We start from the raw sequence: 23,534 nt of genomic DNA on the forward strand, positions 1-23,534 counted from the left end.
TCTTGATAATCCAGTTAACAGATATTGTCGCTGCCCCTAAACTATCGCGCAACTGCGCGTTTTGCGCGCCGCGTTTTTCTTCAGGAGCCCCATCGATGAGCAACATGAACCACGAACGTGTCCTCAGTGTGCACCACTGGAACGACACCCTGTTCAGCTTCAAGTGCACCCGCGACCCGGGGCTGCGCTTCGAGAACGGTCAGTTCGTGATGATCGGCCTGCAGCAGGAAAGCGGCCGTCCGCTCATGCGTGCCTATTCCATCGCCTCGCCGAACTGGGAAGAGCACCTGGAGTTCTTCAGCATCAAGGTACCTGACGGCCCGCTGACCTCGCAGCTGCAGCACCTGAAGGAAGGCGATGAGATCATCATCAGCAAGAAGCCTACCGGTACCTTGGTGCTCGACGACCTGAACCCGGGCAAGCACCTGTATCTGCTGAGCACCGGCACTGGCCTGGCGCCGTTCATGAGCGTCATCCAGGACCCGGAAACCTACGAGCGCTTCGAAAAAGTGATCCTGGTACACGGCGTGCGTTACGTGAACGAAGTGGCTTATCGCGAGTTCATCACCGAGCACCTGCCGCAGAACGAGTTCTTCGGTGAGTCGGTCCGCGACAAGCTGATCTACTACCCGACAGTGACCCGCGAGCCTTTCGAAAACCAAGGCCGCCTGACCGACCTGATGCGCAGCGGCAAGCTGTTCAGCGACATTGGCCTACCACCGATCAACCCGCAGGACGACCGTGCGATGATCTGCGGCAGCCCGAGCATGCTCGACGAGACCAGCGAAGTGCTGGACAGCTTCGGCCTGAAAGTCTCCGCCCGCATGCGCGAGCCGGGTGACTACCTGATCGAGCGTGCCTTCGTCGAGAAGTAAGGCGCAGGCTGGTAAAAGAAGGCGACCCCCGGGTCGCCTTTCTTATGCCGGTGATTTTTGCATTGCTTGTGTCGGCTTTTTCGCGGGCTTGCCCGCGATGAGGCCGGCCCCTATTCGACGCGGGTCTCGCCGCTGTACACCAGAATCTCCCGGCAGCGTTTGCACAGGTACCGCCGCCCCTGGCGCACCAGCTTGTGCCGCTGTGCGGTAAACGGGAAATCACCCTGCGGGCACGGGCAGCGGTAGATGTAGCGGGTTACCACGCGCCGTTGCACTTCATAGTTGTGGCAACGGTTGGGTGGCAGCTCATACACCCCGCGCATGATCAATTGCCACTCTTCTCCATGGGCCTGGATGCGGTCGCCAAACAACTGGTGGGCCACCAGGTGCGCCACTTCGTGGGCAACGGTCTGGCGCAGGAAGTCTTCCTGGTTTTCCCGGTAAAGCTGCAGGTTGAAGCGCAGCAGGTTCTCGTGCAGGTGGGCGACGCCGGCTTTTTGCCCGCGCAGCTTGAAGCTGACTTCCGGGCGCGGGAAGGGGCGTTTGAAAAAGGTTTCGGCTTGCTGGTAACAGGTTTCGACGCGTTGTTTGAGCAGCTCGGGCATGGTGGGGCGGTTCTCCTGACCGGGCATTATGCCGCAAGCATCGGCGGCCTGCCGTGCCACCGGTCTGCGCACAGCCAGAGGCCGCCTTGCGGCGGCCCCTGGTTGATGCCCCAGTGTTGGTTGAGTCTGTTCTAGTTGGTGTAGACGGGCCCCACGCCCAGTCCCCAGATAATTACCGTGGCAGCCATGATCGCCACGAGTACCACAAGGCCCACTGCCAGCACCGAGCTGGAGAACAGGAAGCCTTCGTCGGACGGTATGTTCATGAACGTCGGCAAGCCGACATACAGCAGGTACACCGTGTAGCAGATAGCAGCAGTGCCGATCAGCATGCCCAGCCAAAGGTGCGGGTACAGCGCCGCCAAGCCGCCGATGAACAACGGTGTGGCGGTGTAGGTGGCAAAGGCGATGCACTGCGCCATGGACGGATTGGCATCGTAGGTGCGAGCCATCCAGTGGATGAACGCGCCCATTACCGCCACCCCGCCGAGCATGGCCAAGTACGACATGATGCTCATCCAGATGGCGCTTTCCATGGTGAGCATCACGGCTGGCCGGTCACCGATTACCCAGCCCACCTGGGTGGTGCCGATGAATGCGGAAACGGCAGGGATCGCCGCCAGGATCAAGGTATGCGTCAGGTACATGTGGCTGATGGTTTCTTCTTCGCCACGAATTTCCCGCCATTCCTGATCGGGATGGGTAAACAGCCCCACAACGTGATGAATCATGCCGATCACTCCTCTCAATGTTGCCAAACGCCCCCCAGATGGAGCGCAAGCGGCCCGAGGCCCGAACACCGATGCAAGCGGTAATGTGGCCTTATGTCGCAGTATAGGAAGCGGTTGCCGGCACGAACCGTGCTTTTTAGAGCAAATTGCGCTGTAAGGGGGGCTGTTGATTACATCGAAGTCTTTATCGGAATGCCTACAGCGATGCTGCGTTTGTGCGTAAAATAGCCGGCTTTTGTCACACCTCGCGGATCCAAGCGCTATGGGCACCCTCTCGGTCAACCAGAACAAACTGCAAAAACGCCTGCGTCGTCTCGCCGGCGAAGCCATCACCGACTTCAACATGATCGAGGATGGCGACAAGGTCATGGTCTGCCTGTCTGGCGGCAAGGACAGCTACACCATGCTCGACGTTCTGTTGCACCTGCAGAAGGTGGCACCGATCAAGTTCGAGATCGTCGCGGTGAACATGGACCAGAAGCAGCCAGGCTTCCCTGAGCACGTGCTGCCGGCCTACCTCAAAGAGCTGGGCGTCGAGTACCACATTGTCGAGAAAGACACCTACTCGGTGGTCAAGGAGCTGGTACCCGAGGGCAAGACCACGTGTTCGCTGTGCTCGCGCCTGCGCCGTGGCACCCTGTACACCTTCGCCGACGAAATCGGCGCGACCAAGATGGCGCTGGGGCACCACCGCGACGACATCGTCGAAACCTTCTTCCTCAACATGTTCTTCAACGGTGCGCTCAAGGGCATGCCGCCGAAGCTGCGCGCCGACGACGGCCGCAATGTGGTGATCCGCCCGCTGGCCTACTGCAGCGAGAAGGACATCCAGGCCTACTCGGACATGAAGGAATTCCCGATCATCCCGTGCAACTTGTGTGGCTCGCAGGAAAACCTGCAGCGTCAGGTGGTCAAGGACATGCTGGTGGAGTGGGAGCGCAAGCACCCGGGCCGTACCGAGAGCATCTTCCGTGCCCTGCAGAACGTGGCGCCGTCGCAACTGGCCGACCGCAACCTGTTCGACTTCATCGGCCTGAAGATCGACGAAAACGCCACGCCGCGTTTCCTCGACGTGCTGAATATCTGAGCCCATGCGCGATTACCAGTGGCTGCATGAGTACTGCCTGAACCGTTTTGGCTCGGCCCAGGCGCTGGAGGCCTTCCTGCCGCAGCCGCGCACAGCTGTGCAACTGCGCGGTATCAGCGACGACCGCTACCTGTCGACCCTGGCCCTGCGCGTGTTCCGCGCGGGGCTCAAGCACAGCCTGGTGGATGCCAAGTGGCCAGCGTTCGAGCAGGTGTTTTTCGGCTTCGACCCGGAGAAGGTCGTGCTGATGGGCGCCGAGCACCTGGAGCGGCTGATGCAGGACGAGCGCATCATCCGCCACCTGGGCAAGCTCAAGAGCGTACCGCGCAATGCGCAGATGATCCTCGACGTGACGAAGGAGAAGGGCAGCTTTGGCGCCTTCATCGCCGACTGGCCGGTGACCGACATTGTCGGCTTGTGGAAGTACCTGGCCAAGCACGGCAACCAGCTGGGTGGGCTGTCGGCGCCGCGCTTTTTGCGTATGGTTGGCAAGGATACCTTCATCCCTACCGATGACATGGCGGCGGCGTTGATTGCACAGAAGGTGATCGACAAGCAGCCGACCAGTCAACGCGACCTGGCCTTGGTGCAACAGGCGTTCAACCAGTGGCATGAAGAAAGTGGGCGGCCGCTGTGCCAGTTGTCGGTGATGCTGGCGCATACCGTCAACCATTGAGATCGTCGGGGCTGCAGGACAGCCCCCGAATTCAACTCCCTTCGCCCGCCATGCGCCGCTCATGCTGGAACTTCCAGCGCACATACAGCAGCCCGGCAATGAACAACCCCAGGCTCACCAGCACTTCAGCCCAGCCAAACACCGCCCGCGCCGGGTCGAACGCCGCCAGCACGCCCTTGATGAAATAGATATTCACCACGAAACAGGCCCAGGCATGTGCCCGGGCGCTGCCTGTCAGCATGCCCGGCAACAGCAGCAGCAGTGGCACCAGCTCGATTGCCAGAATCACCCCGACTCGCGCCCCATGCAGGTTGGCGAACCACAGGTTGTTCACCAGCAGCAGGCCGATCAGGCCGAAGAAAAACGCCAGGCTCAACGCCCGTGTCAGGCGCAGGCGCGGTGCCAGCCATTCCAGAGGCGGCAACACCTTGGGCTTTTTAGCCACGCGCGGCCTCCAGGGCCTTGGCCGTGGTCGCCAGGCGTTGGCCCAGAGCGCGGCACAGGGCAATTTCGTGCTGATCAAGCTCACGCTTGCCATCGGCCCCCGCATGGTGGCTGGCGCCGTAAGGGGTGCCGCCGCCGCGGGTTTCCAGCAAGGCCGACTCACTGTACGGCAGGCCCATCACCAGCATGCCGTGGTGCATCAACGGCAACATCATCGACAGCAGGGTGGTTTCCTGGCCACCGTGCAAACTGGCGGTAGAGGTGAACACCCCCGCCGGCTTGCCGACCAGTTCACCGCCCAGCCACAGGCTGCTGGTGCCATCCAGGAAGTACTTCAGCGGCGCTGCCATGTTGCCGAAGCGGGTCGGGCTGCCCAGTACCAGGCCTGCGCAGTGGCGAAGGTCGTCCAGGGTGGCGTACAGCGCACCACTGGCCGGAATGTCCGGTGCCACCGCTTCACATTCGGTAGAGATAGCAGGCACTGTGCGCAGGCGCGCCTCCATACCGGCCAGTTCGATGCCGCGGGCGATGTGCCGGGCCATTTCGCTGGTCGAGCCATGGCGGCTGTAGTACAGCACCAGGATGTAGGGCGCGCTCACGGCAGGATCTCCAGCACTTTTTCCGGCGGGCGGCCGACCACGGCCTTGTCATCAGCGACTAGAATCGGCCGTTCGATCAGTTTAGGGTGCTGGGCCATGGCCTCGATCAGTTGTGCGTCGGTCAGCGCCGGGTCGGCGAGGTTCAGCGTTTTGTATTCGTCCTCGCCGGTACGCAACAGCTCGCGCGGGGCGATGCCCAGCTTGGCGAGCAGGGCCTTGAGGGTGGCGGCGTCGGGCGGGGTTTCCAGATAACGCACGATGGTCGGGGCGAGGCCACGGGCTTCGAGCAGTTCCAGCGCGCCGCGGGATTTCGAGCAGCGCGGGTTATGATAGAGCGTCAGGTCAGTCATGTCGGGTCGCATCCAGCTGGGTGTGGCGGCTATTCTAACCGCAGCGACTGACCCATTTGCTTTAAAACTCGAGAAGGATTGACCCATGGCAAGGCGTCTGGCAGCAGTACTGGCCATCACCGCGAGCCTGTTGCTCGGTGGTTGCGGTGCCGATTATGGCGTGGACCAGCACGGTAATACGGTTAAGGCCGAACAGATAGAAGGGCACTGGCTGGTGCTCAACTATTGGGCCGAATGGTGCGGGCCGTGCCGTACCGAAATCCCGGAGCTGAACACGGCGGCCAAGCAGTGGGCGGCCGATGGCATCAAGGTGGTGGGGGTGAACTTCGATGGCTTGCAGGGGCAGGACCTGAAACAGGCCTCTGAAACCTTGGGCATCGGTTTTACCGTGCTGGCCCAGGACCCGGCCGAGCGCTATGACTTGCCGCGTAGCGAGGCGCTGCCGGTCACCTACATCATCGATGACAAGGGCAAGGTGCGCGAACAGCTGCTGGGCGAGCAGACCCTGGAAGGGCTGCAGGCCAGGATCAAGGCCCTGAAAGGCGCCTGATGCAGTTGGGGCCGCTTTAGCGGCCCATCGCGGCACAAGGCCGCTCCTACAGGGAATCGCGCGCCCTTGTAGGAGCGGCCTTGTGCCGCGAAGGGCTGCAAAGCAGCCCCCATGATGTCAGCCTTCCTCTGGCCAGAACCGCAGCGGCTTGCCCTCGGCCGGCCAGAAGCGCATCTGCTCCACCGGCGACACATCCCAGCGCTCTACCGTTTCCAGCGCCTGCAAAAAGCGCTTTTCCTGCTCCATCAACGCCGGTGCGCACAGCTTGCGGGTCTTGCCGACCTTGCCGAAGCTCAGGCGCTCGCCCTCCAGCGTATACGGCGCAAACCAGTGGTTGCAGCCGCCATTGCCGTAGGCGCGGCCGTCGCTGGCCAAGGTCAGGGTCAGGTGGCTGTAGTCGATCAGCGGGCGCTCGCCAATCCACTCCAGCACGTAGCTGCGCTCCTGCTGCAGCTTTGAAGGTTCTGCGGCGCAGCCGAGCAAGCCGGTTGCAATCAGCACGCCGGTCAGCGGATTCTTCACTCGGCGCTCTCCTGGCAACGCGGGCACAGGTGTTTTTCGCCACGGCTGGCCCAACCCAGTTCGGCAATGCGTGCGCTGGCGGCGGGCTGACGGGCTTTCTTGCCCAGCTTGGCGTCCACGGCAAATTCAAAATCCAGCACGGCGTCGCAGCTGTCGCACTCGACCTGCCAGGTGAGAATTTCCAGTTCGTTGAACACCGGTCCGCTGGCCACGGCGACCCACTGGCCGCGCGGGTTGATCAGGTGGCGCACGCTGTCCACGGTCAATCGCATGGACAAATCCTTGCTGCCCTTGAGGGTCACCAGCAGGGTGTCGCCTTTATGCATCGAACCACCGTTGCCGGTGACTTGATAGCGGCCCGGCACCAGTGCACGGCACTCGATCAGGGTGTGTTGCGGGTTGAAAAGGGTGTAGCGGAAATCGTGCTCGACCATGGGTCCTCCAGAAATGCCGCGTATCCTAGCACTAACCCATTACCAGATTCTGTGGATTGCCTGCCGCCCAGCAGTTGATGTTGTCGAGCGTGGTCGCGGCAATGGCGTCCAGCGCCTCGCGGGTAAGGAAGGCCTGGTGGGCAGTGATGATCACGTTGGGGAAAGTCAGCAGGCGGGCCAGCACATCGTCTTGCAGCGGCAGGTCGGAGCGGTCCTCGAAGAACAGCTGGGCTTCTTCTTCGTAGACGTCCAGGCCCAGGTAGCCAAGCTGGCCGCTTTTCAGCGCGTCGATCAGTGCCGGGGTGTCGACCAGTGCGCCACGGCCAGTGTTGATCAGCATGGCGCCGTGCTGCAGTTGGGCCAGGCTTTGTGCATTGATCAGGTGCCGGGTGTGCTCGGTCAGCGGGCAGTGCAGGCTGATGATACGGGCTTCGCGCAGCAGCTCAGGCAACGTCAGGTAGCGCGCGCCGAGGGCCAGCAGCTCCGGGTTGGGGTAAGGGTCGTAGGCCAGCAGTTGGCAGCCGAAGCCGGCCATGATGCGGGCGAAGGCAACGCCGATCTGGCCGGTGCCGACCACGCCGACGGTTTTGCCATGCAGGTCGAAACCGGTCAGCCCGTGCAGGGTGAAGTCGCCTTCGCGGGTGCGGTTGTAGGCCCGGTGCAGCCGCCGGTTGAGGGCCAGGATCAGTGCCACGGCGTGTTCGGCCACGGCGTGTGGCGAGTAGGCCGGCACGCGTACCACGGCAAGGCCCAGGCGCTTGGCAGCGGCCAGGTCGACGTGGTTGTAGCCGGCCGAACGCAGGGCGATCAGGCGTGTGCCGCCTTCGGCCAGGCGCTGGAGCACCGGGGCGTCGAGTTCGTCATTGATGAAGGCGCAAACAACTTCATGGCCACTGGCCAGGGCGGCGGTGTCGAGGGTCAGGCGAGCAGGCTGGAAATGCAGCTCCAGCGCGCTGCCGCGGGCGGCCTGGGTAAAGCTTTCCTGATCGTAATGCTGGCTGCTGAACAACAGGGTGCGCATGGTGAGGGTTTCCTTTGTGGTACATGCCTTGCGTTGGCCGCTGGCCGTGAGATCGAGCGCCGAATCTATCCGTTCAGGCACTTAGTCTGGCCTGCGCCGCCAGCCGGCTGATTGCGCCGTCCAGCTCATCCAGCGCTTGCTGCGCCTGTGGGTGTTCCTGCTTGAGCAAGGTCTCGCTGCGCTGGCACGCGGCGCGCAGCTGCGGCACGCCGCAATAGCGCGAGGCACCGTTCAGGCGGTGTACCTGTTCTATCAGGCGGTCGCGGTCGTCCGCCTCGCGAGCAGCGCGTATGGCATCGCGGTCCGCGTCCAACGACGACAGCAGCATGCTCAGCATGTCGGCCGCCAGGTCCGCCTTGCCCGCCGCCAGGCGCAGGCCTTCTTCGGGGTCGAGCACCTTCAGGTCATCACTGCTGGTCGCTTGCTCGGCCTGCGCCTGTTGCGGCACGCCCAGGCTCAGGCCGGTCCACTTCATCACCACCTGGGCCAGTTGCCGCTCGCTGATCGGCTTGGTCAGGTAGTCGTCCATGCCGGCGTGCAGCAAGGCGCGTTTTTCGTTGGCCATGGCATGGGCGGTAAGGGCGACGATCGGCAACGGGTTGCCACTTTGGGTGTTTTCCCAGAGGCGGATCTGCTCGGTGCAGACACGGCCGTCCATGCCGGGCATCTGCACGTCCATCAGCACCAGGTCGAACGGTTCATCCTGCACGGCCTGTACCGCTGCATAGCCGTTGTCGACGGCCAGCACCTCGGCGCCCAGGTCTTCGAGCAGGGTCTGCACCAGCAGCAGGTTGGCGGCATTGTCGTCGACGCAGAGGACCTTCGGCTGGCGCTGGCCGTTGAGGCTCTGTGCCTCGCTCTGCGGGCGGCGCGGTTGCACCAGTTCCATCAGCAGGCGGCGCAGTTTGCGGGTGCAGGTGGGCTTTGACAGCAACTGGCCATGGCCGTTGGGCAGGTGCGGATGGTACAGCGCCTGCTCGGTGGTCGGGCACAGCACCACGCACTGGCAGTGGTAACGTTCGAGTTGCTGGTGGTAGTGGCCCAGTTGCTCGGGCGAAAGGTTGCCCAGGTTGGCCCCGAGCACGGCGAACTCGAACGGCAGGCCGGCCTGGCTGGCAGCCTGAACCGCCTGCAGCAACTGGTCGTAGGAAGCAAACAGGCTAACGCTGAGGCCGCAGTCTTCCAGTTGGTGCTCCAGCGCCTGGCGTGCCAGCTCGTGGCCATCGACGATGGCTGCGCGACGGCCCAGCAGCGGCTGCATCGGCTGCTCCTCGAGGTCGTCGTGGGCTTTGGGCAGGTTAAGGCTGATCCAGAACTGCGAGCCCTCGCCCGGGGTGCTGTCGACGCCGATTTCGCCGCCCATCTGTTCGATCAGGCGCTTGGATATCACCAGCCCCAGCCCTGTGCCGCCAGGTTGGCGGGCCAGCGAGTTGTCGGCCTGGCTGAAAGCCTGGAACAGCGTACGCACCTCTTGCGGCGACAGGCCGATACCGGTGTCCTGCACGCTGATGCGCAGCTGCGCGCTGTCTTCGTGCTCGTCTTCGAGCATGGCGCGCACGACGATGGTGCCTTCGCGGGTAAACTTGATGGCGTTGCTGACCAGGTTGGTGAGGATCTGCTTGAGCCGCAGCGGGTCGCCGATCAGCGAAGCAGGGGTGTCGCGGTAGATCAGGCTGAGCAATTCCAGCTGCTTGGCGTGGGCGGCCGGGGCGAGGATGGTCAGGGTGTCCTGGATCAGGTCGCGCAAGTTGAACGGAATGCTGTCGAGTACCAGCTTGCCGGCCTCGATCTTGGAGAAGTCGAGGATCTCGTTGATGATCCCCAACAGGTTGTCGGCGGACTTCTCGATGGTGTTCAGGTAGTCCAGCTGGCGTGGCGTCAGCTCGCTTTTCTGCAGCAGATGGGTAAAGCCGAGGATGCCGTTGAGCGGGGTGCGGATCTCGTGGCTCATGTTGGCCAGGAATTCCGACTTGATGCGGCTGGCCTCAAGGGCCTCCTTGCGCGCCATGTCCAGCTCGATGTTCTGGATTTCGATGGTTTCCAGGTTCTGGCGCACGTCTTCGGTGGCCTGGTCGATGCTGTGCTGCAGTTCTTCGTGGGCGTTCTGCAGGGTTTCGGCCATGCGGTTGATGCCGCGGGCGAGCTCGTCCAGCTCATGGCTGCCCATGGTTGGCAGGCGTTCTTCGAGGTGACCGTCCTTGAGTTGGTTGACCGCGTGCTTGATGCGTTCGATGGGGTCGTTGATGGTGCGGCTCATGCGCAGCGCCAGCAGGCCGCTGAGCACCAGGCAGGCGAGGATCAGAAGCAGGCTTGTGAACAGGTTGCGGTAACCGCGCAGCAGGGTGCCGTCGTGCGACAACTCGATCTCGACCCAGCCTAGCAGGCGCTCGGCTTCGGCCGGCACGGCATCGGTGGCGAGATCGCGGTGGTGGCCGAATACGGGCATCAAATAGCGGGTGGCGTCATTGCCGCTGCGCTGCAGCAATTGCGTGCCGGTACCGCCGCTGGGAGGCTGGTTGAGCATGCTCGGGCCGGCGTGTGCCAGGCGCGTGCGGTCCGGGGCCAGGAAGGCAACGGCGCGAACGTCGGCCTGCTCCAGGGTTTGCGCGGCAATGCGCTCCAGCTGTGCGGGCGCAAGCCGGGCCATGGCGGGCGCAGCCAATGGCGCCAGTTGCTCGGCGATCATCTTGCCGCGTTGCAACAGCTGGGTGCGCAGGTCGTTCTGTTGCAGCCAGGTGAAGTAACTGCCCAGCACCAGGGCCATCAGGCCGGCAGGCAGCAGGGCCAGTAGCAGAACCCGGCTGCGGATTCCCAAGCGATCGAGCACACTCGCCTCCTGTGATGTGCCTGGAAGCCGTCAAGCGATGACGGCCAAGCCGGGAAGTTACTCCGCCTGCAGCGCTATTGCACCTCTTTAGTCGCTGTTTTGCGTTGTTGCCGGGGCATTGGTCGCAGGGCGGTTGCCTGACCGGTAGTGGATACTCAATAATTGCGCAATTGAGAATGCATGGCAGTTGCCAATGAATCCTGTAGCTATTTACAACTCCAATATCCTCGCCATCGAGGATGACCCGGTCCTGGGTGCCTACCTGCACGAAGAGCTGCAACGTGGCGGCTTCCAGGTCACCTGGTGCCGTAATGGGCTGGAAGGCCTGGAAACGGCTGGTCGCGAGATTTTCGATGTGGTGCTCATGGATATTCTGCTGCCCGGGCTGAACGGCCTGGACGCCCTGGCGCAGCTGCGCAAGCGCAGCGCTACGCCGGTGATCCTGATGTCGGCGCTGGGGGCCGAGGCCGACCGCATCAGTGGCTTCCAGCGCGGGGCCGACGATTACCTGCCCAAGCCCTTCAGCATGGCCGAGCTGCAGGTGCGCATCGAGGCAATCCTGCGCCGCGTGGCCCTCGAACGCCGTCATCAAGCCCCGCAGGAGCAGGCTGCCTGCGGCGAGCTGCAGTTCGACGAGGGGCTGTGCGATGTACGCCTGAATGGCCGCCTGGCAGGCCTGACCCCCAGCGAGTACCGGTTGTTCGACATCCTCAACCGCAACTTCGATGATGTGCTGAGCAAGCCGTTCCTTTACCAGCAGGTGTTGCAGCGCGGCTATTCGCGGCACGACCGCAGCCTGGACATGCACGTCAGCCAGATCCGCCGCAAGCTCAAGGGCATCGACTATCACGAGCGGCAGATCCGTACCGTGTGGGGCAAGGGGTACGTACTCAGCACCGGCGAGGCAGAGTGAGCCATGCTTGACCGCCATTCGCTGTTCTGGAAGCTGGCGATCCTGCTGGTGGGCTTTTGCCTGCTGATGATCGGCCTCAGTTACACGTGGGGCCGGCACATGGAAATCCAGAATGCCTTCCTCTCGGAACCGGCGCGGCAGACGCTGCGAGGCTACGCCAGTGAGGCTGAGCAGGCGTGGCGCAGTGGTGGGCGGGAAGGGCTGGACAAGTGGGTGACGGCGATGCACCAGCGCGAACGGGGCTGGGTTGGCGTGCTCGATATCAACCTGCGACCGCTCGACAGCGCTACTCTCGATCCGCAGATCATGCAGCGACTGACGCGTCTGCGCGGTGTCGACTGGCCGATGAGCCGGCGCAGCGTCGACCAGCCGTGGGTACGCATACCGTTCCCGGGGGCACCGGAGCAGGGCATGCTGGTGATCGAACTGCCGCAGCGGTTCAACCCGGACCAGTACCGGTTGCTGTGGCGCATCGTCACCAACGGCATCATCCCTGGCCTGTTCACCTTGCTGTTGTGCGTGGGCCTGTACCGTATGTTGATCGTGCCGCTGAACCAGCTGCGTGAGCAGGCCAATGCCTGGCGCGCCGATCAGCTATCGGCGCGCCTCGACTCGCGCACCATTGCCCGGCATGACGAACTGGGCGAGCTGGCCCGCGCTTTCGACCAGATGGCCGAGCGGCTGCAGGGCACGGTGGCCATGCAGCAGCAGTTGCTGCGCGACCTGTCGCACGAAATGCGCACGCCATTGAGCCGGTTACGGGTGGCCTGTGACGGCGAAACCGACCTGACGCGCCTGCGCGAACGCCTGACCCGTGAAGTGGACTGCATGCAGCAGTTGGTGGAGGACACCCTGCAGCTGGCCTGGCAGGACGCCGAGCGTGCGCCGATGAACCTGGAACCCATCGAAGTCCACGCGCTTTGGGAACTGCTGGCCGAAAATGCCAGCTACGAGAGTGGCTGGTCGCCCGAGCGCCTGCGCTGCGAAGTACCGGCCGACTGCTGGGTGCAGGGCAACCTCAATCATCTGGCCCAGGCGCTGGAAAACATCTTGCGCAATGCCATTCGTCACTCGCCGCCCGAGGGTGTGGTGCGCCTGGGTGGGCAACGCGAAGGCAGTTATTGGTGGCTGTGGCTGGAGGACGAGGGTGGCGGTGTGGCTGAAGAGGACCTGGAGCGGATCTTCGCGCCCTTCTCGCGGCTGGACGGTTCTCGGCCGGGGGATGGTGGTTTTGGCCTGGGCTTGAGCATCGCCCGCAGTGCCATCCAGCGCCAGGGCGGCACCTTGTGGGCGCAGAATGGCAAGCATGGGCTGCGGCTGTGGATGCGATTGCCGTTACATGTGGCGGCCCCTTCGCGGGTAAACCCGCTCCCACAGGGTCACCACTACTCTTGAGGCCAGTGGAGTACCTGTGGGAGCGGGCGTGCCCGCGAAGAGGGCGATGCAGACCATCGATATAGCTTGTAGCTATATGCACCACAGATTGCGTGATATGGCCGCGAAGGGTTTGCCGGTATGATAGGCGCCCCTGCCGTCCGGATTGTGAAATACGCCATGACCTTGCAGTACCCAACCATCGCCGATTGCGTCGGCAATACGCCCCTGGTTCGCCTGCAGCGCATTGCTGGTGAAACCAGCAACACCCTCCTGCTCAAGCTTGAAGGGAACAATCCTGCCGGCTCGGTGAAGGATCGCCCGGCGCTGTCGATGATCACCCGCGCCGAATTGCGTGGCCAGATCAAGCCCGGCGACACCCTGATCGAAGCCACGTCCGGCAACACCGGTATCGCCCTGGCAATGGCGGCGGCGATCAAGGGCTACAAGATGATCCTGATCATGCCCGACAACTCCACCGCCGAGCGCAAGGCCGCCATGACCGCCTATGGCGCCGAGCTGATCCTGGTGACCAAGGAGGAGGGCATGGAAGGCGCCCGCGACCTGGCCGAGAAGCTGCAGGCCGAAGGCCGTGGCCTGGTGCTCGACCAGTTCGCCAACGGCGACAATCCGATTGCCCACTACAACAGCACCGGCCCTGAGATCTGGCAGCAGACCCAGGGCAACATTACCCATTTCGTCAGCTCCATGGGTACCACCGGCACCATCATGGGCTGCTCGCAATACCTCAAGGAGCAGAACCCGGCGGTACAGATCATCGGGCTGCAACCTATGGAAGGCTCGGCCATTCCGGGCATTCGCCGCTGGCCCGAGGAATACCTGCCGAAAATCTTCGACGCCACGCGCGTCGACCGCGTGGTCGACATGTCGCAGCAGGAAGCCGAAGACACCACCCGCCGCCTTGCCCGTGAAGAGGGCATTTTTTGCGGCGTGTCCTCAGGTGGTGCGGTTGCAGCCATGCTGCGCCTCTCCCGCGAAGTGGAAAATGCCGTGATGGTCGCCATCATCTGCGACCGCGGCGACCGTTACCTGTCCACCGGCCTGTTTGATCCGAGCTAAATGTCCAAGAAAAAAAGCAACAGTGGCCTGCGCTTCCAGCCGGCCGGCGGCAACCGCACTCCCCAGGTCCCCGTGGGCAAGAAGCAGCGCCTGGACATCGAGCGCCTGGCCGGTGACGGCCGTGGCATCGCCTTCCTCGACGGGCGCACCTGGTTCGTCAGTGGTGCCCTGGCCGGTGAGGCCGTGGAGGCGCGGGTGCTCAACGCCCGTGGCAAAGTGGTCGAGGCCCGCATGGAGCGGCTGCTGCAGGCCAGCCCTGAGCGCCGTGAGGCACCGTGCCGCCATTATGCGCGCTGTGGTGGCTGCAACCTGCAGCATCTGCCGCATGACGCGCAGCTGGCGCTCAAGCAGCGCACCCTGGCCGAGCAACTGCAGCGGGTGGCCGGCGTGCAACCCGAGGAATGGGCCGCACCCCTGAGCGGGCCGGAATTCGGCTACCGGCGCAGGGCCCGTGTGGCCGTGCGCTGGGACGTCAAGGCGCGTCAGCTGGAGGTGGGCTTCCGTGCCGAAGCCAGCCAGGACATCATTGCCATCGACGATTGCGCAGTGCTGGTACAGCCCTTGCAGTCGATTCTGCGCCACTTGCCGACGGTGCTGCGCTCGTTGAGCAAACCGCAGGCGCTGGGCCACGTGGAACTGTTCAGTGGCACCGCCGAGGCGGTGTTGGTGCGCCACGTTGCGCCGCTGCCGGCAGAAGACCTGGCAAAGCTGCAGGCGTTCTGCGACCAGGCCAATGCCCAGCTGTGGCTGCAAGGTGAAGATGAGCCGGCGCCGGTGGACCCTGCCGCGCAACTGGGCTTTGCCCTGGCGCCGTGGCAGCTTGAGCTGGCCTGGCGCCCGGGTGACTTCGTGCAGGTGAATGCCCAGGTCAACACGGCGATGGTCGAGCAGGCCCTGGCTTGGCTCGCACCGGGGGCCGACGAGCGGGTGCTGGACCTGTTCTGCGGCCTGGGCAACTTTGCCCTGCCGCTGGCCGGCAAGGCCCGCGAGGTAGTGGCAGTCGAAGGTGTACAGGCCATGGTCGATCGGGCCGCGGCCAATGCCCGGAACAACAATGTGCATAACGCACGGTTTTTTCAGGCCGATTTATCGCAGCCTTTGGCAGGCACCGGATGGGCCGCCGAGGGCTTTTCTGCGGTACTCTTGGATCCACCGCGCGACGGTGCGTTCGAGGTGGTGCAAGGCATCGCACGCCTCCAGGCCAAACGGCTGGTTTACGTATCGTGCAACCCGGCCACGCTGGCGCGAGACGCGCAGGTGCTGGTCGGCCAGGGGTACCGGTTAAAAAGGGCCGGGATTCTCGACATGTTTCCTCAAACGGCGCATGTCGAGGCCATGGCGTTATTCGAAGCGGGCTAGCAGACTGGCCCCTTGGTGTGGCTTCCATGGAATGGCAGCCACACGGTGATCGCCAGCGCACCCGCGTGGTGCGCTGTATGGAAAGGTAAAACAAAGATGGTACAGGTGAGAGTGCACCAGCCGGTCAACACCGACGGCAGTATCAATCTCGAAGGATGGTTGGACCATGTGGTAAGCGTCGATTCGGCACTGGATCGCGCAGCGCTCAAAGAAGCCTGCGAGTTTGCCCATGAGATCGAGAAAAAGGGCAACCCGGCCAAGCATTCCTGGGCGGACGGTACGTCCAGCTTCCAGGCGGGCCTGGAAATTGCCGAAATCCTGGCTGACCTCAAGCTGGACCAGGATTCCCTGGTGGCCGCGGTCATCTACCGTTCGGTACGCGAGGGCAAGGTGACCCTGGCCGAGGTCAGCCAGCGGTTCGGTCCGGTGGTGTCCAAGCTGATCGACGGCGTGTTGCGCATGGCCGCCATCAGCGCCAGCCTCAGCCCGCGGCAGTCGCTGGTGCTGGGCTCGCAGGCGCAGGTCGAGAACCTGCGCAAGATGCTTGTGGCCATGGTCGATGATGTGCGTGTGGCACTGATCAAGCTGGCCGAGCGTACCTGCGCGATCCGTGCGGTCAAGGCCGCCGACGACGAGAAACGCCTGCGTGTCGCGCGTGAGGTATTCGACATCTATGCGCCGCTGGCGCACCGCCTGGGTATCGGCCACATCAAGTGGGAGCTGGAAGACCTGTCCTTCCGCTACCTCGAACCCGACCAGTACAAGCAGATCGCCAAACTGCTGCACGAGCGCCGGCTGGACCGCGAACGCTTCATCAGCGACGTGATGAACCAGCTGCAGAACGAGCTGCTGGCCACGGGCGTCAATGCCGACATCAGCGGCCGGGCGAAACATATCTATTCGATCTGGCGCAAGATGCAGCGCAAAGGCCTGGAATTCAGCCAGATCTACGACGTGCGTGCAGTGCGCGTGCTGGTGCCGGAAATTCGCGACTGCTACACCGCGCTGGGTATCGTGCACACGCTGTGGCGGCACATCCCCAAAGAGTTCGACGACTACATCGCCAACCCCAAGGAAAACGGCTACCGCTCGCTGCACACCGCAGTGATCGGCCCCGAGGGCAAGGTGCTGGAAGTGCAGATCCGCACCCACGGCATGCATGAAGAGGCCGAGCTGGGGGTTTGTGCCCACTGGCGATACAAGGGCACCGACGTCAAGCCCAGCTCCAACCATTACGAAGAGAAGATCTCCTGGCTGCGCCAGGTGCTGGAATGGCACGAAGAGCTGGGCGACATCGGTGGCCTGGTCGAGCAGTTGCGGGTCGACATTGAGCCGGACCGGGTCTACGTGTTCACTCCTGACGGCCACGCCATCGACCTGCCCAAAGGGGCGACCCCGCTGGACTTCGCCTACCGTGTGCACACCGAGATCGGCCACAACTGCCGGGGGGCCAAGATCAACGGCCGTATCGTGCCGCTGAACTACAGCCTGCAGACCGGTGAGCAGGTGGAGATCATCACCAGCAAGCACGGCAACCCCAGCCGTGACTGGTTGAACTCCAACCTGGGCTACGTCACCACCTCGCGGGCGCGGGCCAAGATCGTGCACTGGTTCAAACTGCAGGCGCGTGACCAGAACGTCGCCGCCGGCAAGACCTTGCTCGAGCGCGAGCTCAGCCGCCTGGGCTTGCCGCAGGTGGACTTCGAACGGCTGGCCGAGAAGACCAACGTCAAGACCGCCGAGGACATGTTCGCCTCGCTCGGCGCGGGCGACCTGCGCCTGGCCCACCTGGTCAACGCCGCTCAGCAGTTGCTGGAGCCCGAGCGTATCGAGCAGATCGAGCTGGTGCCACGCAAACCTACCGGGCCGCGTACCGGCAAGCGTGGTGACATCCAGATTCAGGGGGTCGGCAACCTGCTGACGCAGATGGCCGGGTGCTGCCAGCCACTGCCGGGCGATGCCATTGTCGGTTACATCACCCAGGGCCGAGGCGTGAGCATCCACCGCCAGGACTGCGCCTCGGTGCTGCAACTGGCGGGCAAGGAGCCGGAGCGCATGATCCAGGTGAGCTGGGGGCCGATCCCGGTGCAGACCTACCCGGTCGACATCGTCATCCGCGCCTACGACCGCCCAGGGCTGCTGCGCGATGTGTCGCAGGTGCTGCTGAACGAGAAGATCAACGTGCTGGCGGTGAACACCCGCTCGAACAAGGAAGACAACACGGCGCTGATGTCGCTGACCATCGAGATTCCGGGCCTGGACGCGCTGGGGCGCCTGCTGGGACGAATTTCGCAGTTGCCGAACATCATCGAGACGCGGCGTAATAGAACCCCTTGAGACCGGGGCGCCTGCTTCGCGGGTAAACCCGCTCCCACAGGTACGTTACAGGTGCTCGGTCCTGTAGCCATCCTGTGGGAGCGGGCAAGCCCGCGAAGAAGCCACCGCCGAAGGACCTGCCTAGATGACCTACACCCTCCAAGACCTGCTGCACCTCATGGCCCGTCTGCGCGACCCGCAGTACGGCTGCCCGTGGGACCTGAAGCAGAACTACGCGAGTATCGTTGCCCACACCATCGAGGAAGCCTACGAGGTCGCCGACACCATCGAGCGCGGCGACTTCGAGCACCTGCAGGGTGAGCTGGGCGACTTGCTGTTCCAGGTGGTCTACTACAGCCAGCTGGCCCGGGAAGAGGGGCGTTTCGAGTTCGATGGCGTGGTGGACAGCATTACCCGCAAGCTGATTCGCCGCCATCCGCATGTATTCCCCACTGGCGAGCTCTATGCGCCGCTGGACACCCCCAGCCTGAACGAGTCCCAGGTCAAGTCACGCTGGGAAGAGATCAAGGCGCAGGAACGTGCCGAGAAAAGCACGCCCGAGCAATTGTCGCTGCTCGACGACGTACCGTCGGCCTTGCCGGCCCTGTCACGGGCAGCCAAACTGCAGAAACGTGCGGCCACGGTCGGTTTCGACTGGCCGGAAGCATTGCCGGTGCTGGACAAGGTGCGCGAAGAGCTGGATGAAGTACTGCAGGCCATGGCCGACGGTGATGCCGATGCGCTCGAGGATGAGGTCGGCGACCTGCTGTTTGCCGCCGTCAACCTGGCTCGCCATCTTAAGCAAGACCCTGAAAATGCCCTGCGCCGCGCCAACCGCAAGTTCGAGCGACGTTTCCGTTTTATCGAGCAGGCATTGCGCGACAGTGGCCGCTCCATTGAAGATTGTAACCTTGACGAACTGGACGCCCTTTGGGGTGAAGCCAAACGTCAGGAAAAGAACCTGCCCAGCTGCGGCTGAGCTGTTGCATAAGTGAGTGAACATTCATGAGCCTTTCCCTTCGCGACCAATTGCTCAAAGCCGGTCTGGTCAACCAGAAACAGGTCTCGCAGACCAACAAAGCTGAAAAGAAACAGAAGCGCATGGAGCACAAAGGCCAGGTCGAAGTCGACGACAGCCAACAGCGCATCGCCAAGGAAGCCATGGCCGAAAAGGTCAAGCGCGACCAGGAACTGAACCGCCAGCAGCAGGAAAAGGCTGAGCAGAAAGCCCGTGCCGCACAGGTCAAGCAGTTGATCGAAGCCACGCGCCTGCCCAAGCTGAACACCGAGGATTACTACAACTTCGTCGATGACAAGAAGGTCAAGCGCATTGCCGTCAACGCCCTGATGCGGACCCGGTTGAGTAACGGCGCACTGGCGGTGGTGGCCCATGCCGGCGGCTACGAGGTCATTCCCCGTGAGGCGGCGGTGAAGATCCAGGAGCGCGACCCCAGCCGTATCCTGCTGCTCAACACCCATGTCGAGGAAGCGGACGAGGACGACCCGTATGCGGCCTACAAGATCCCGGACGACCTGATGTGGTAAACACGAAAAACCCCGCTTTGGCGGGGTTTTTCATTTGAAGAGTGCTCACTGCGAGGTGCGCTGGCCTTCCAGGACTTCCAGCTCTACGCGGTACTGGTGCGCTTCGTGTTCATTGTGGAACATGCCCACCAGTTGGCCTTGTTGGTGCACATCCCAGATCCGCACGCCAGCGGCCAGGCCTTCGTGGGACATTTTCGATTCGTCTCGTTCGGTTACTTGGACTGTCATCGGTAAACTCCACTTCTTCAGTTGGCTGCGACAGTGTGTCGCACACCCTCTTTATAGAGTTTGTTAGCAGGCTAAGTAAATAAAACAGCCATGAAACAAGTTTCATGTACGGCTTCCGGGCCTGGCTTTTCGTAGGAGCGGCCTTGTGTCGCGATAAGGCCGCAGAGCGGCCCTGGAGAGCATGAAAAAGCCCCGCACTGGGCGGGGCTTCGGGGGCAGCAGGCGGTGCTGGATCAGTTGCCTTTCACCGGCTTGCCATCGACCGTGCCATCCTGCAGCACGATCACGTACTCCTTGCCATCCGTCTCGACCTGGCGCAGTTGCACCAGCAGGTAGTCCCAGTTCTTGGCGAACCACAGCTCGGTGATGCGCTTGCTCTGACTCGGGTCGCGCACACGCTCGACCTTCACTGCATCAACCTGGCCGGTCTTGGTGGCGACCTTTTCAGTGCCCAGCACGCGGAAGTCGTAGGTGTCGATCTCGTCACCGTCAACGACCTGGTAGGTCATGCTTTTCTTGCCGGCGGCTACATCATGCTGCAGGGCCAGCTGGTAGGACGACTTGTCCAGCACGCCGCGGTTCAGCGGCAGGCTGACTGCATCGCCACGGTCGCTGCCGGTGACCTTCTTGCCGGTCCAGTCGAAGTTCAAATCGACCTTCTTGGCTTTGCCCAGGCCGCCGCGCTCGAAGTGGTACTTCTGCGGCAGCAGGGTATCGTTTTCCAGGCGCAGGGTGCTTTGCTCGGTCAGGCTGGCGATCATCATGGAAGCCTTGAAGTTAAGGTCCCAGGTACCGTTGGCATTCTTGACCAGGCTGCGCTCGGCGGTGCCACTCATGGGCAGCTGCTTCCAGTCGGCGGTGTAGCTGGCCGAGAAAGGCTTGAGATCAGCTGCCTGGAGGGGCAGGGCAAGCACGGCGAGAGCCAAGAGCAGGGCGCGACGCATAAATTCTCCTAGGATCGAATCAAGTGACCGCTGGCCGCCAGCGGCTGGCCATCCAGTAATGCACCCTGTTCGCCAAGGCGCAAGCGCCCTTCAGCGAACCAGCGCACCGCCAGCGGGTAGATCAGGTGTTCCTGGTGGTGTACCCGCTGGGCCAGGCTTTCGACGGTGTCGTCAGACGCCACCGGTACTACAGCCTGTACGACCAGTGGGCCGCCATCGAGTTCCTCAGTCACGAAGTGTACGCTGCAGCCATGCTCGGCGTCGCCTGCCTCCAGCGCCCGGCGATGGGTATGCAGGCCCTTGTATCTGGGCAGCAGCGACGGGTGGATGTTGAGCAGGCGGCCCTGATAGTGGCGTACGAAGCCGCCACTGAGGATACGCATGAAACCGGCCAGCACCACCAGGTCCGGGGCAAAACCGTCGATGCGCGCAACCAGTGCGGCATCGAAGGCTTCACGGCCGTCGAACTGGGTGTGGTCGAGCACGACGGTGTCGATGCCGGCCGCCGCCGCACGTTGCAGGCCGTAGGCATCGGCGCGGTTGGAAACCACCGCACGGATGCGCACCGGGCTGTCCTGGCCTTGGCAGCTGTCGATCAGGGCTTGCAGGTTGCTGCCGGAACCCGACAGCAACACCACTACATTGCAGGTCTTGCTCGGCATCAGTGTGCCTTGAGGTTTTGCAGCTCGACCTGGGCGGCGCCTTCGGCGGCTTCGGCGATGTGGCCGATGACCCATGGCTGCTCACCGGCGGCGCGCAGTTCGTTCAGGGCAGCTTCGACCTGATCCTGGGCTACGCAGATGACCATGCCGACGCCGCAGTTCAGCACGCGGTGCATTTCATGCTCGTCGACGTTGCCTTTTTCCTGCAGGAAGTCGAATACCACCGGGCGCTGCCAGCTGGCGACGTCAACCACGGCCTGGGCGTTTTTCGGCAGTACGCGCGGGATGTTGTCCAGCAGGCCGCCACCGGTGATGTGGGCCATGGCCTTCACGGCACCGGTGTTCTTGATCAGCTGCAACAGCGGCTTGACGTAGATGCGGGTAGGCGCCATCAGCAGGTCGGTCAGCGGCTGGCCGTCCAGCTGGGTGTTCTCGATGTCGGTGGCGGACACTTCGAGGATCTTGCGGATCAGCGAGTAGCCGTTGGAGTGCGGGCCCGAGGACGGCAGGGCGATCAGCGCGTCGCCAGTGGCAACCTTGGAGCCGTCGATGATTTCGGCCTTTTCCACCACGCCGACGCAGAAGCCGGCCAGGTCGTAGTCTTCGCCTTCGTACATGCCAGGCATTTCGGCGGTTTCACCACCAACCAGCGAGCAACCGGCCAGTTCGCAACCGGCGCCAATGCCGGTGACGACGGTGGCAGCTACGTCAACGTTCAGTTTGCCGGTGGCGTAGTAGTCGAGGAAGAACAGCGGCTCGGCGCCGCACACCACCAGGTCGTTGACGCACATGGCGACCAGGTCCTGGCCGATGCTGTCGTGCTTGTTCAGGTTCAGCGCCAGGCGCAGCTTGGTGCCAACGCCGTCGGTGCCGGAGACCAGCACTGGCTGCTTGTAGCCGGCCGGGATCTCGCAGAGGGCGCCGAAGCCGCCCAGGCCACCCATGACTTCAGGGCGTGCAGTGCGCTTTGCCACGCCCTTGATGCGTTCGACCAGTGCTTCGCCGGCGTCGATGTCTACACCGGCGTCCTTGTAGCTCAGGGAGGGTTGCTTGCTCATTGATCCAGGCCTTTAGGAGGGAGGGATTCTTAAAAACGACCATGACGGCCAAGACCGGCGGGTAAGCGGCGGCTGCCTGAAACATCAGTGGTCTGTGAAGGCGCGCGATTTTATCAGGGTTGCCGGGCAGCGGCCATCCTCAGGCCGACGGGCAGGGCGGTAAATTGTTGAAAAAGGGCCGAGGGTGGTTGATGTGGTTGCATGTGTATAAGCTGCAAGTAGCGAGCTTCGTGCTCGACTGGACAGGAATCCTCCATGCGTTTTTTCAATATTCTGGCAGCCGGTTGCCTGGCCCTGATAGCGGCCACCGCTCAGGCTGAAAATGTCTCCGGCCTTTATCAGGTACGCGAGCCGGTCACCGGGCAGGGCCCTGAAGCCCGTACCGCAGCTACCGCCAAAGCCCTCGACACGCTGGTGCTGCGCCTCACCGGCGACGCCAAGGCCGCGCAGAGCCCGGCGCTGGCCGAGCTGCGCAAGGCCCCGCAGCAAATCATCAACCAGGTTGGCAGCGAAGCCGGCCCGCCCGAGTCGGTGCTGGTGGAGTTCGACCCCGGCAGTACCGAGCGTGCCCTGCGCAAGGCCGGCCTCGCGCTGTGGGGCAGCAATCGGCCTTCGATTCTCGGCTGGTGGCTGAATGACAGTGTCGACGGCAGCAGCCTGGTCGGTGACGGCCAGGCCAGCGCCCAGCCTCTGCGTCGTGCCGCCCAGCACCGTGGTCTGCCGCTGCGCCTGCCGCTGGCCGACCTGCAGGAGCAACTGGTGGCCAATGCCAAGCAGATCGAAAGCAGCGACCCGGCACCGTTGCGTGAGGCCTCCGAGCGCTATGGCGCCGACGCCTTGCTGGCGGTACATGCCCAGGAAGCCGATGGCAAGTGGCAGGGCAAGTGGCAACTGTGGCTGGGCGACCAGCGTGAGCAGGGTACTGCCGAAGGGGCCGACCCGGCAGCCTTGGCCGATGCGGTTATGCTGGCGGTAAGCAGCCGCCTGGCGCCGCGTTACGTCGCCCGACCGGGCGCCAGTAGCCAGATGCAGGTGCAGGTACAGGGGATGACCCTGCAGCGCTATGCCGAGCTTGCCCGCGTACTTGAGCCCTACGGCCCGCGCCTGAAGATGGTTGAAGGCACCACCCTGACCTATGGCGTGACCGGCAACCGCGAGCAATTGCGTGCCCAGCTTGGCCTGGCCAAGTTGCAGGAGCTACCCGTCGAGCAGGCGCCCGCAGTGCCCGTCACGCCAGCCCCGGTCGCGAGTGCAACGGGTGAGCAACCCGCGCCGGCCTCGGCTGCGCCCAAGCCGTTCGACGGCCTGCGTTTTCGCTGGTAAAGGGAGCATAC

General features: G+C 63.4%; 25 protein-coding genes. 12 read left to right on the forward strand and 13 right to left on the reverse strand.

The features are described from left to right. Window positions 1-95 precede the first annotated feature (95 nt). Complete coding sequence (fpr, locus tag SB756_RS27135; RefSeq protein ID WP_016501130.1) at window positions 96-875, forward strand: ferredoxin-NADP reductase; 780 nt, start codon at window positions 96-98, stop codon at window positions 873-875. A gap of 110 nt (window positions 876-985) precedes the next feature. Here fpr and SB756_RS27140 read toward each other — a convergent pair whose 3' ends face one another. Both SB756_RS27140 and SB756_RS27145 read right to left on the reverse strand, forming a co-directional pair. After that, window positions 986-1,480: a SprT family zinc-dependent metalloprotease gene (locus tag SB756_RS27140; RefSeq protein ID WP_016501129.1), complete on the reverse strand. Its 495-nt coding sequence runs from the start codon at window positions 1,478-1,480 to the stop codon at window positions 986-988. Window positions 1,481-1,611: 131 nt separating this feature from the next. Continuing rightward, window positions 1,612-2,211 carry a Yip1 family protein gene (locus tag SB756_RS27145; RefSeq protein ID WP_016501128.1) on the reverse strand — a complete coding sequence of 200 codons (600 nt, stop codon included), beginning with the start codon at window positions 2,209-2,211 and terminating at the stop codon, window positions 1,612-1,614. 262 nt (window positions 2,212-2,473) lie between these two features. Here SB756_RS27145 and ttcA point away from each other — a divergent pair, with 262 nt between their 5' ends. Together ttcA and SB756_RS27155 are read left to right on the forward strand one after the other, a co-directional pair. Then, the gene (gene ttcA, locus SB756_RS27150) at window positions 2,474-3,298 is read left to right on the forward strand and encodes a tRNA 2-thiocytidine(32) synthetase TtcA (RefSeq protein ID WP_016501127.1); all 825 of its coding nucleotides are present in this window, start codon (window positions 2,474-2,476) and stop codon (window positions 3,296-3,298) included. Between the two features lie 4 nt (window positions 3,299-3,302). Then, window positions 3,303-3,974: a DNA-3-methyladenine glycosylase I gene (locus tag SB756_RS27155; protein ID WP_341797781.1), complete on the forward strand. Its 672-nt coding sequence runs from the start codon at window positions 3,303-3,305 to the stop codon at window positions 3,972-3,974. Window positions 3,975-4,005: 31 nt separating this feature from the next. On the opposite strand, the gene SB756_RS27160 is transcribed toward SB756_RS27155, so the two are convergent. From SB756_RS27160 to arsC, 3 genes are read right to left on the reverse strand one after another with little or no spacing between them, the layout of a single operon-like run. Further along, window positions 4,006-4,419: a DUF2069 domain-containing protein gene (locus SB756_RS27160; protein WP_410912618.1), complete on the reverse strand. Its 414-nt coding sequence runs from the start codon at window positions 4,417-4,419 to the stop codon at window positions 4,006-4,008. Continuing rightward, window positions 4,412-5,017 (reverse strand): NAD(P)H:quinone oxidoreductase, encoded by a 606-nt coding sequence (gene wrbA / locus SB756_RS27165; RefSeq protein WP_016501124.1) that lies wholly within the window; start codon window positions 5,015-5,017, stop codon window positions 4,412-4,414. Before wrbA ends, SB756_RS27160 begins: the two co-directional genes overlap by 8 nt. Beyond that, window positions 5,014-5,367 carry an arsenate reductase (glutaredoxin) gene (gene arsC / locus SB756_RS27170; RefSeq protein WP_410912620.1) on the reverse strand — a complete coding sequence of 118 codons (354 nt, stop codon included), beginning with the start codon at window positions 5,365-5,367 and terminating at the stop codon, window positions 5,014-5,016. The genes wrbA and arsC overlap by 4 nt, the downstream gene beginning before the upstream one ends. Before the next feature lie 85 nt (window positions 5,368-5,452). Here arsC and SB756_RS27175 point away from each other — a divergent pair, with 85 nt between their 5' ends. Next, window positions 5,453-5,917 carry a TlpA disulfide reductase family protein gene (locus tag SB756_RS27175; RefSeq protein WP_410912622.1) on the forward strand — a complete coding sequence of 155 codons (465 nt, stop codon included), beginning with the start codon at window positions 5,453-5,455 and terminating at the stop codon, window positions 5,915-5,917. 117 nt (window positions 5,918-6,034) lie between these two features. Here SB756_RS27175 and SB756_RS27180 read toward each other — a convergent pair whose 3' ends face one another. The 4 genes from SB756_RS27180 to SB756_RS27195 all read right to left on the reverse strand — a co-directional run bounded on the left by SB756_RS27180 (window position 6,035) and on the right by SB756_RS27195 (window position 10,721). Continuing rightward, window positions 6,035-6,439 carry an META domain-containing protein gene (locus SB756_RS27180; RefSeq protein WP_410912623.1) on the reverse strand — a complete coding sequence of 135 codons (405 nt, stop codon included), beginning with the start codon at window positions 6,437-6,439 and terminating at the stop codon, window positions 6,035-6,037. Beyond that, window positions 6,436-6,873 (reverse strand): hypothetical protein, encoded by a 438-nt coding sequence (locus SB756_RS27185; protein WP_016501120.1) that lies wholly within the window; start codon window positions 6,871-6,873, stop codon window positions 6,436-6,438. Before SB756_RS27185 ends, SB756_RS27180 begins: the two co-directional genes overlap by 4 nt. Before the next feature lie 31 nt (window positions 6,874-6,904). Then, the gene (locus tag SB756_RS27190; protein ID WP_410912625.1) at window positions 6,905-7,894 is read right to left on the reverse strand and encodes a 2-hydroxyacid dehydrogenase; all 990 of its coding nucleotides are present in this window, start codon (window positions 7,892-7,894) and stop codon (window positions 6,905-6,907) included. Window positions 7,895-7,967: 73 nt separating this feature from the next. Further along, entirely contained in the window at window positions 7,968-10,721 is a 2,754-nt protein-coding gene (locus tag SB756_RS27195) for a response regulator (RefSeq protein WP_410912626.1), read from the reverse strand. A gap of 193 nt (window positions 10,722-10,914) precedes the next feature. Between SB756_RS27195 and SB756_RS27200 the strand changes: the two genes are divergently transcribed. The 7 genes from SB756_RS27200 to SB756_RS27230 all read left to right on the forward strand — a co-directional run bounded on the left by SB756_RS27200 (window position 10,915) and on the right by SB756_RS27230 (window position 19,308). Beyond that, window positions 10,915-11,634 (forward strand): response regulator transcription factor, encoded by a 720-nt coding sequence (locus tag SB756_RS27200; RefSeq protein ID WP_341797787.1) that lies wholly within the window; start codon window positions 10,915-10,917, stop codon window positions 11,632-11,634. 3 nt (window positions 11,635-11,637) lie between these two features. Next, complete coding sequence (locus SB756_RS27205) at window positions 11,638-13,029, forward strand: sensor histidine kinase (protein ID WP_341797788.1); 1,392 nt, start codon at window positions 11,638-11,640, stop codon at window positions 13,027-13,029. A gap of 159 nt (window positions 13,030-13,188) precedes the next feature. After that, a complete protein-coding gene (gene cysM, locus SB756_RS27210; protein WP_041167848.1) occupies window positions 13,189-14,088 on the forward strand; it encodes a cysteine synthase CysM in 900 nt (299 codons plus the stop codon). Then, on the forward strand, window positions 14,089-15,447 hold the full coding sequence (gene rlmD / locus SB756_RS27215; protein WP_410912628.1) for a 23S rRNA (uracil(1939)-C(5))-methyltransferase RlmD: 1,359 nt from the start codon (window positions 14,089-14,091) through the stop codon (window positions 15,445-15,447). It begins immediately after the preceding gene. A 96-nt stretch (window positions 15,448-15,543) separates the two neighbouring features. Beyond that, window positions 15,544-17,784, forward strand: coding sequence for a GTP diphosphokinase (gene relA / locus SB756_RS27220; RefSeq protein WP_019473071.1), 2,241 nt, complete (start codon window positions 15,544-15,546; stop codon window positions 17,782-17,784). Between the two features lie 124 nt (window positions 17,785-17,908). After that, window positions 17,909-18,742 (forward strand): nucleoside triphosphate pyrophosphohydrolase, encoded by an 834-nt coding sequence (gene mazG, locus SB756_RS27225; RefSeq protein ID WP_410912630.1) that lies wholly within the window; start codon window positions 17,909-17,911, stop codon window positions 18,740-18,742. 26 nt (window positions 18,743-18,768) lie between these two features. Beyond that, on the forward strand, window positions 18,769-19,308 hold the full coding sequence (locus SB756_RS27230) for a DUF2058 domain-containing protein (RefSeq protein ID WP_086974697.1): 540 nt from the start codon (window positions 18,769-18,771) through the stop codon (window positions 19,306-19,308). A gap of 45 nt (window positions 19,309-19,353) precedes the next feature. Here SB756_RS27230 and SB756_RS27235 read toward each other — a convergent pair whose 3' ends face one another. The 4 genes from SB756_RS27235 to purM all read right to left on the reverse strand — a co-directional run bounded on the left by SB756_RS27235 (window position 19,354) and on the right by purM (window position 22,200). After that, window positions 19,354-19,536, reverse strand: coding sequence for a hypothetical protein (locus tag SB756_RS27235; protein ID WP_341797791.1), 183 nt, complete (start codon window positions 19,534-19,536; stop codon window positions 19,354-19,356). 233 nt (window positions 19,537-19,769) lie between these two features. Continuing rightward, window positions 19,770-20,480, reverse strand: coding sequence for a DUF3108 domain-containing protein (locus SB756_RS27240; RefSeq protein ID WP_016501109.1), 711 nt, complete (start codon window positions 20,478-20,480; stop codon window positions 19,770-19,772). 8 nt (window positions 20,481-20,488) lie between these two features. After that, window positions 20,489-21,142, reverse strand: a complete 654-nt coding sequence (gene purN, locus SB756_RS27245; protein ID WP_016501108.1) for a phosphoribosylglycinamide formyltransferase — start codon at window positions 21,140-21,142, stop codon at window positions 20,489-20,491. Next, window positions 21,142-22,200 carry a phosphoribosylformylglycinamidine cyclo-ligase gene (gene purM / locus SB756_RS27250; RefSeq protein ID WP_043204324.1) on the reverse strand — a complete coding sequence of 353 codons (1,059 nt, stop codon included), beginning with the start codon at window positions 22,198-22,200 and terminating at the stop codon, window positions 21,142-21,144. Before purM ends, purN begins: the two co-directional genes overlap by 1 nt. Window positions 22,201-22,455: 255 nt before the next feature. On the opposite strand from purM, the gene SB756_RS27255 reads away from it, so the two are divergent. Next, window positions 22,456-23,523: a DUF2066 domain-containing protein gene (locus SB756_RS27255; RefSeq protein WP_410912633.1), complete on the forward strand. Its 1,068-nt coding sequence runs from the start codon at window positions 22,456-22,458 to the stop codon at window positions 23,521-23,523. Window positions 23,524-23,534 lie beyond the last annotated feature (11 nt).

The sequence above is a fragment of the Pseudomonas sp. SIMBA_068 genome (assembly GCF_046534705.1).
Lineage (GTDB): Bacteria > Pseudomonadota > Gammaproteobacteria > Pseudomonadales > Pseudomonadaceae > Aquipseudomonas > Aquipseudomonas putida.

What these genes read in the sequence shown, in the direction of transcription:
- SB756_RS27155 (WP_341797781.1), top strand. Translation starts at nt 3,303, where the DNA reads ATGCGCGATTACCAGTGGCTGCATGAGTACTGCCTGAACCGTTTTGGC.
- ttcA (WP_016501127.1), top strand. Translation starts at nt 2,474, where the DNA reads ATGGGCACCCTCTCGGTCAACCAGAACAAACTGCAAAAACGCCTGCGT.
- SB756_RS27235 (WP_341797791.1), bottom strand. Translation starts at nt 19,536, where the DNA reads ATGACAGTCCAAGTAACCGAACGAGACGAATCGAAAATGTCCCACGAA.
- rlmD (WP_410912628.1), top strand. Translation starts at nt 14,089, where the DNA reads ATGTCCAAGAAAAAAAGCAACAGTGGCCTGCGCTTCCAGCCGGCCGGC.
- purN (WP_016501108.1), bottom strand. Translation starts at nt 21,142, where the DNA reads ATGCCGAGCAAGACCTGCAATGTAGTGGTGTTGCTGTCGGGTTCCGGC.
- SB756_RS27175 (WP_410912622.1), top strand. Translation starts at nt 5,453, where the DNA reads ATGGCAAGGCGTCTGGCAGCAGTACTGGCCATCACCGCGAGCCTGTTG.
- mazG (WP_410912630.1), top strand. Translation starts at nt 17,909, where the DNA reads ATGACCTACACCCTCCAAGACCTGCTGCACCTCATGGCCCGTCTGCGC.
- cysM (WP_041167848.1), top strand. Translation starts at nt 13,189, where the DNA reads ATGACCTTGCAGTACCCAACCATCGCCGATTGCGTCGGCAATACGCCC.
- arsC (WP_410912620.1), bottom strand. Translation starts at nt 5,367, where the DNA reads ATGACTGACCTGACGCTCTATCATAACCCGCGCTGCTCGAAATCCCGC.
- SB756_RS27185 (WP_016501120.1), bottom strand. Translation starts at nt 6,873, where the DNA reads ATGGTCGAGCACGATTTCCGCTACACCCTTTTCAACCCGCAACACACC.
- SB756_RS27140 (WP_016501129.1), bottom strand. Translation starts at nt 1,480, where the DNA reads ATGCCCGAGCTGCTCAAACAACGCGTCGAAACCTGTTACCAGCAAGCC.
- SB756_RS27230 (WP_086974697.1), top strand. Translation starts at nt 18,769, where the DNA reads ATGAGCCTTTCCCTTCGCGACCAATTGCTCAAAGCCGGTCTGGTCAAC.
- SB756_RS27255 (WP_410912633.1), top strand. Translation starts at nt 22,456, where the DNA reads ATGCGTTTTTTCAATATTCTGGCAGCCGGTTGCCTGGCCCTGATAGCG.
- SB756_RS27190 (WP_410912625.1), bottom strand. Translation starts at nt 7,894, where the DNA reads ATGCGCACCCTGTTGTTCAGCAGCCAGCATTACGATCAGGAAAGCTTT.
- fpr (WP_016501130.1), top strand. Translation starts at nt 96, where the DNA reads ATGAGCAACATGAACCACGAACGTGTCCTCAGTGTGCACCACTGGAAC.
- relA (WP_019473071.1), top strand. Translation starts at nt 15,544, where the DNA reads ATGGTACAGGTGAGAGTGCACCAGCCGGTCAACACCGACGGCAGTATC.
- SB756_RS27200 (WP_341797787.1), top strand. Translation starts at nt 10,915, where the DNA reads ATGAATCCTGTAGCTATTTACAACTCCAATATCCTCGCCATCGAGGAT.
- SB756_RS27145 (WP_016501128.1), bottom strand. Translation starts at nt 2,211, where the DNA reads ATGATTCATCACGTTGTGGGGCTGTTTACCCATCCCGATCAGGAATGG.
- SB756_RS27240 (WP_016501109.1), bottom strand. Translation starts at nt 20,480, where the DNA reads ATGCGTCGCGCCCTGCTCTTGGCTCTCGCCGTGCTTGCCCTGCCCCTC.
- SB756_RS27205 (WP_341797788.1), top strand. Translation starts at nt 11,638, where the DNA reads ATGCTTGACCGCCATTCGCTGTTCTGGAAGCTGGCGATCCTGCTGGTG.
- purM (WP_043204324.1), bottom strand. Translation starts at nt 22,200, where the DNA reads ATGAGCAAGCAACCCTCCCTGAGCTACAAGGACGCCGGTGTAGACATC.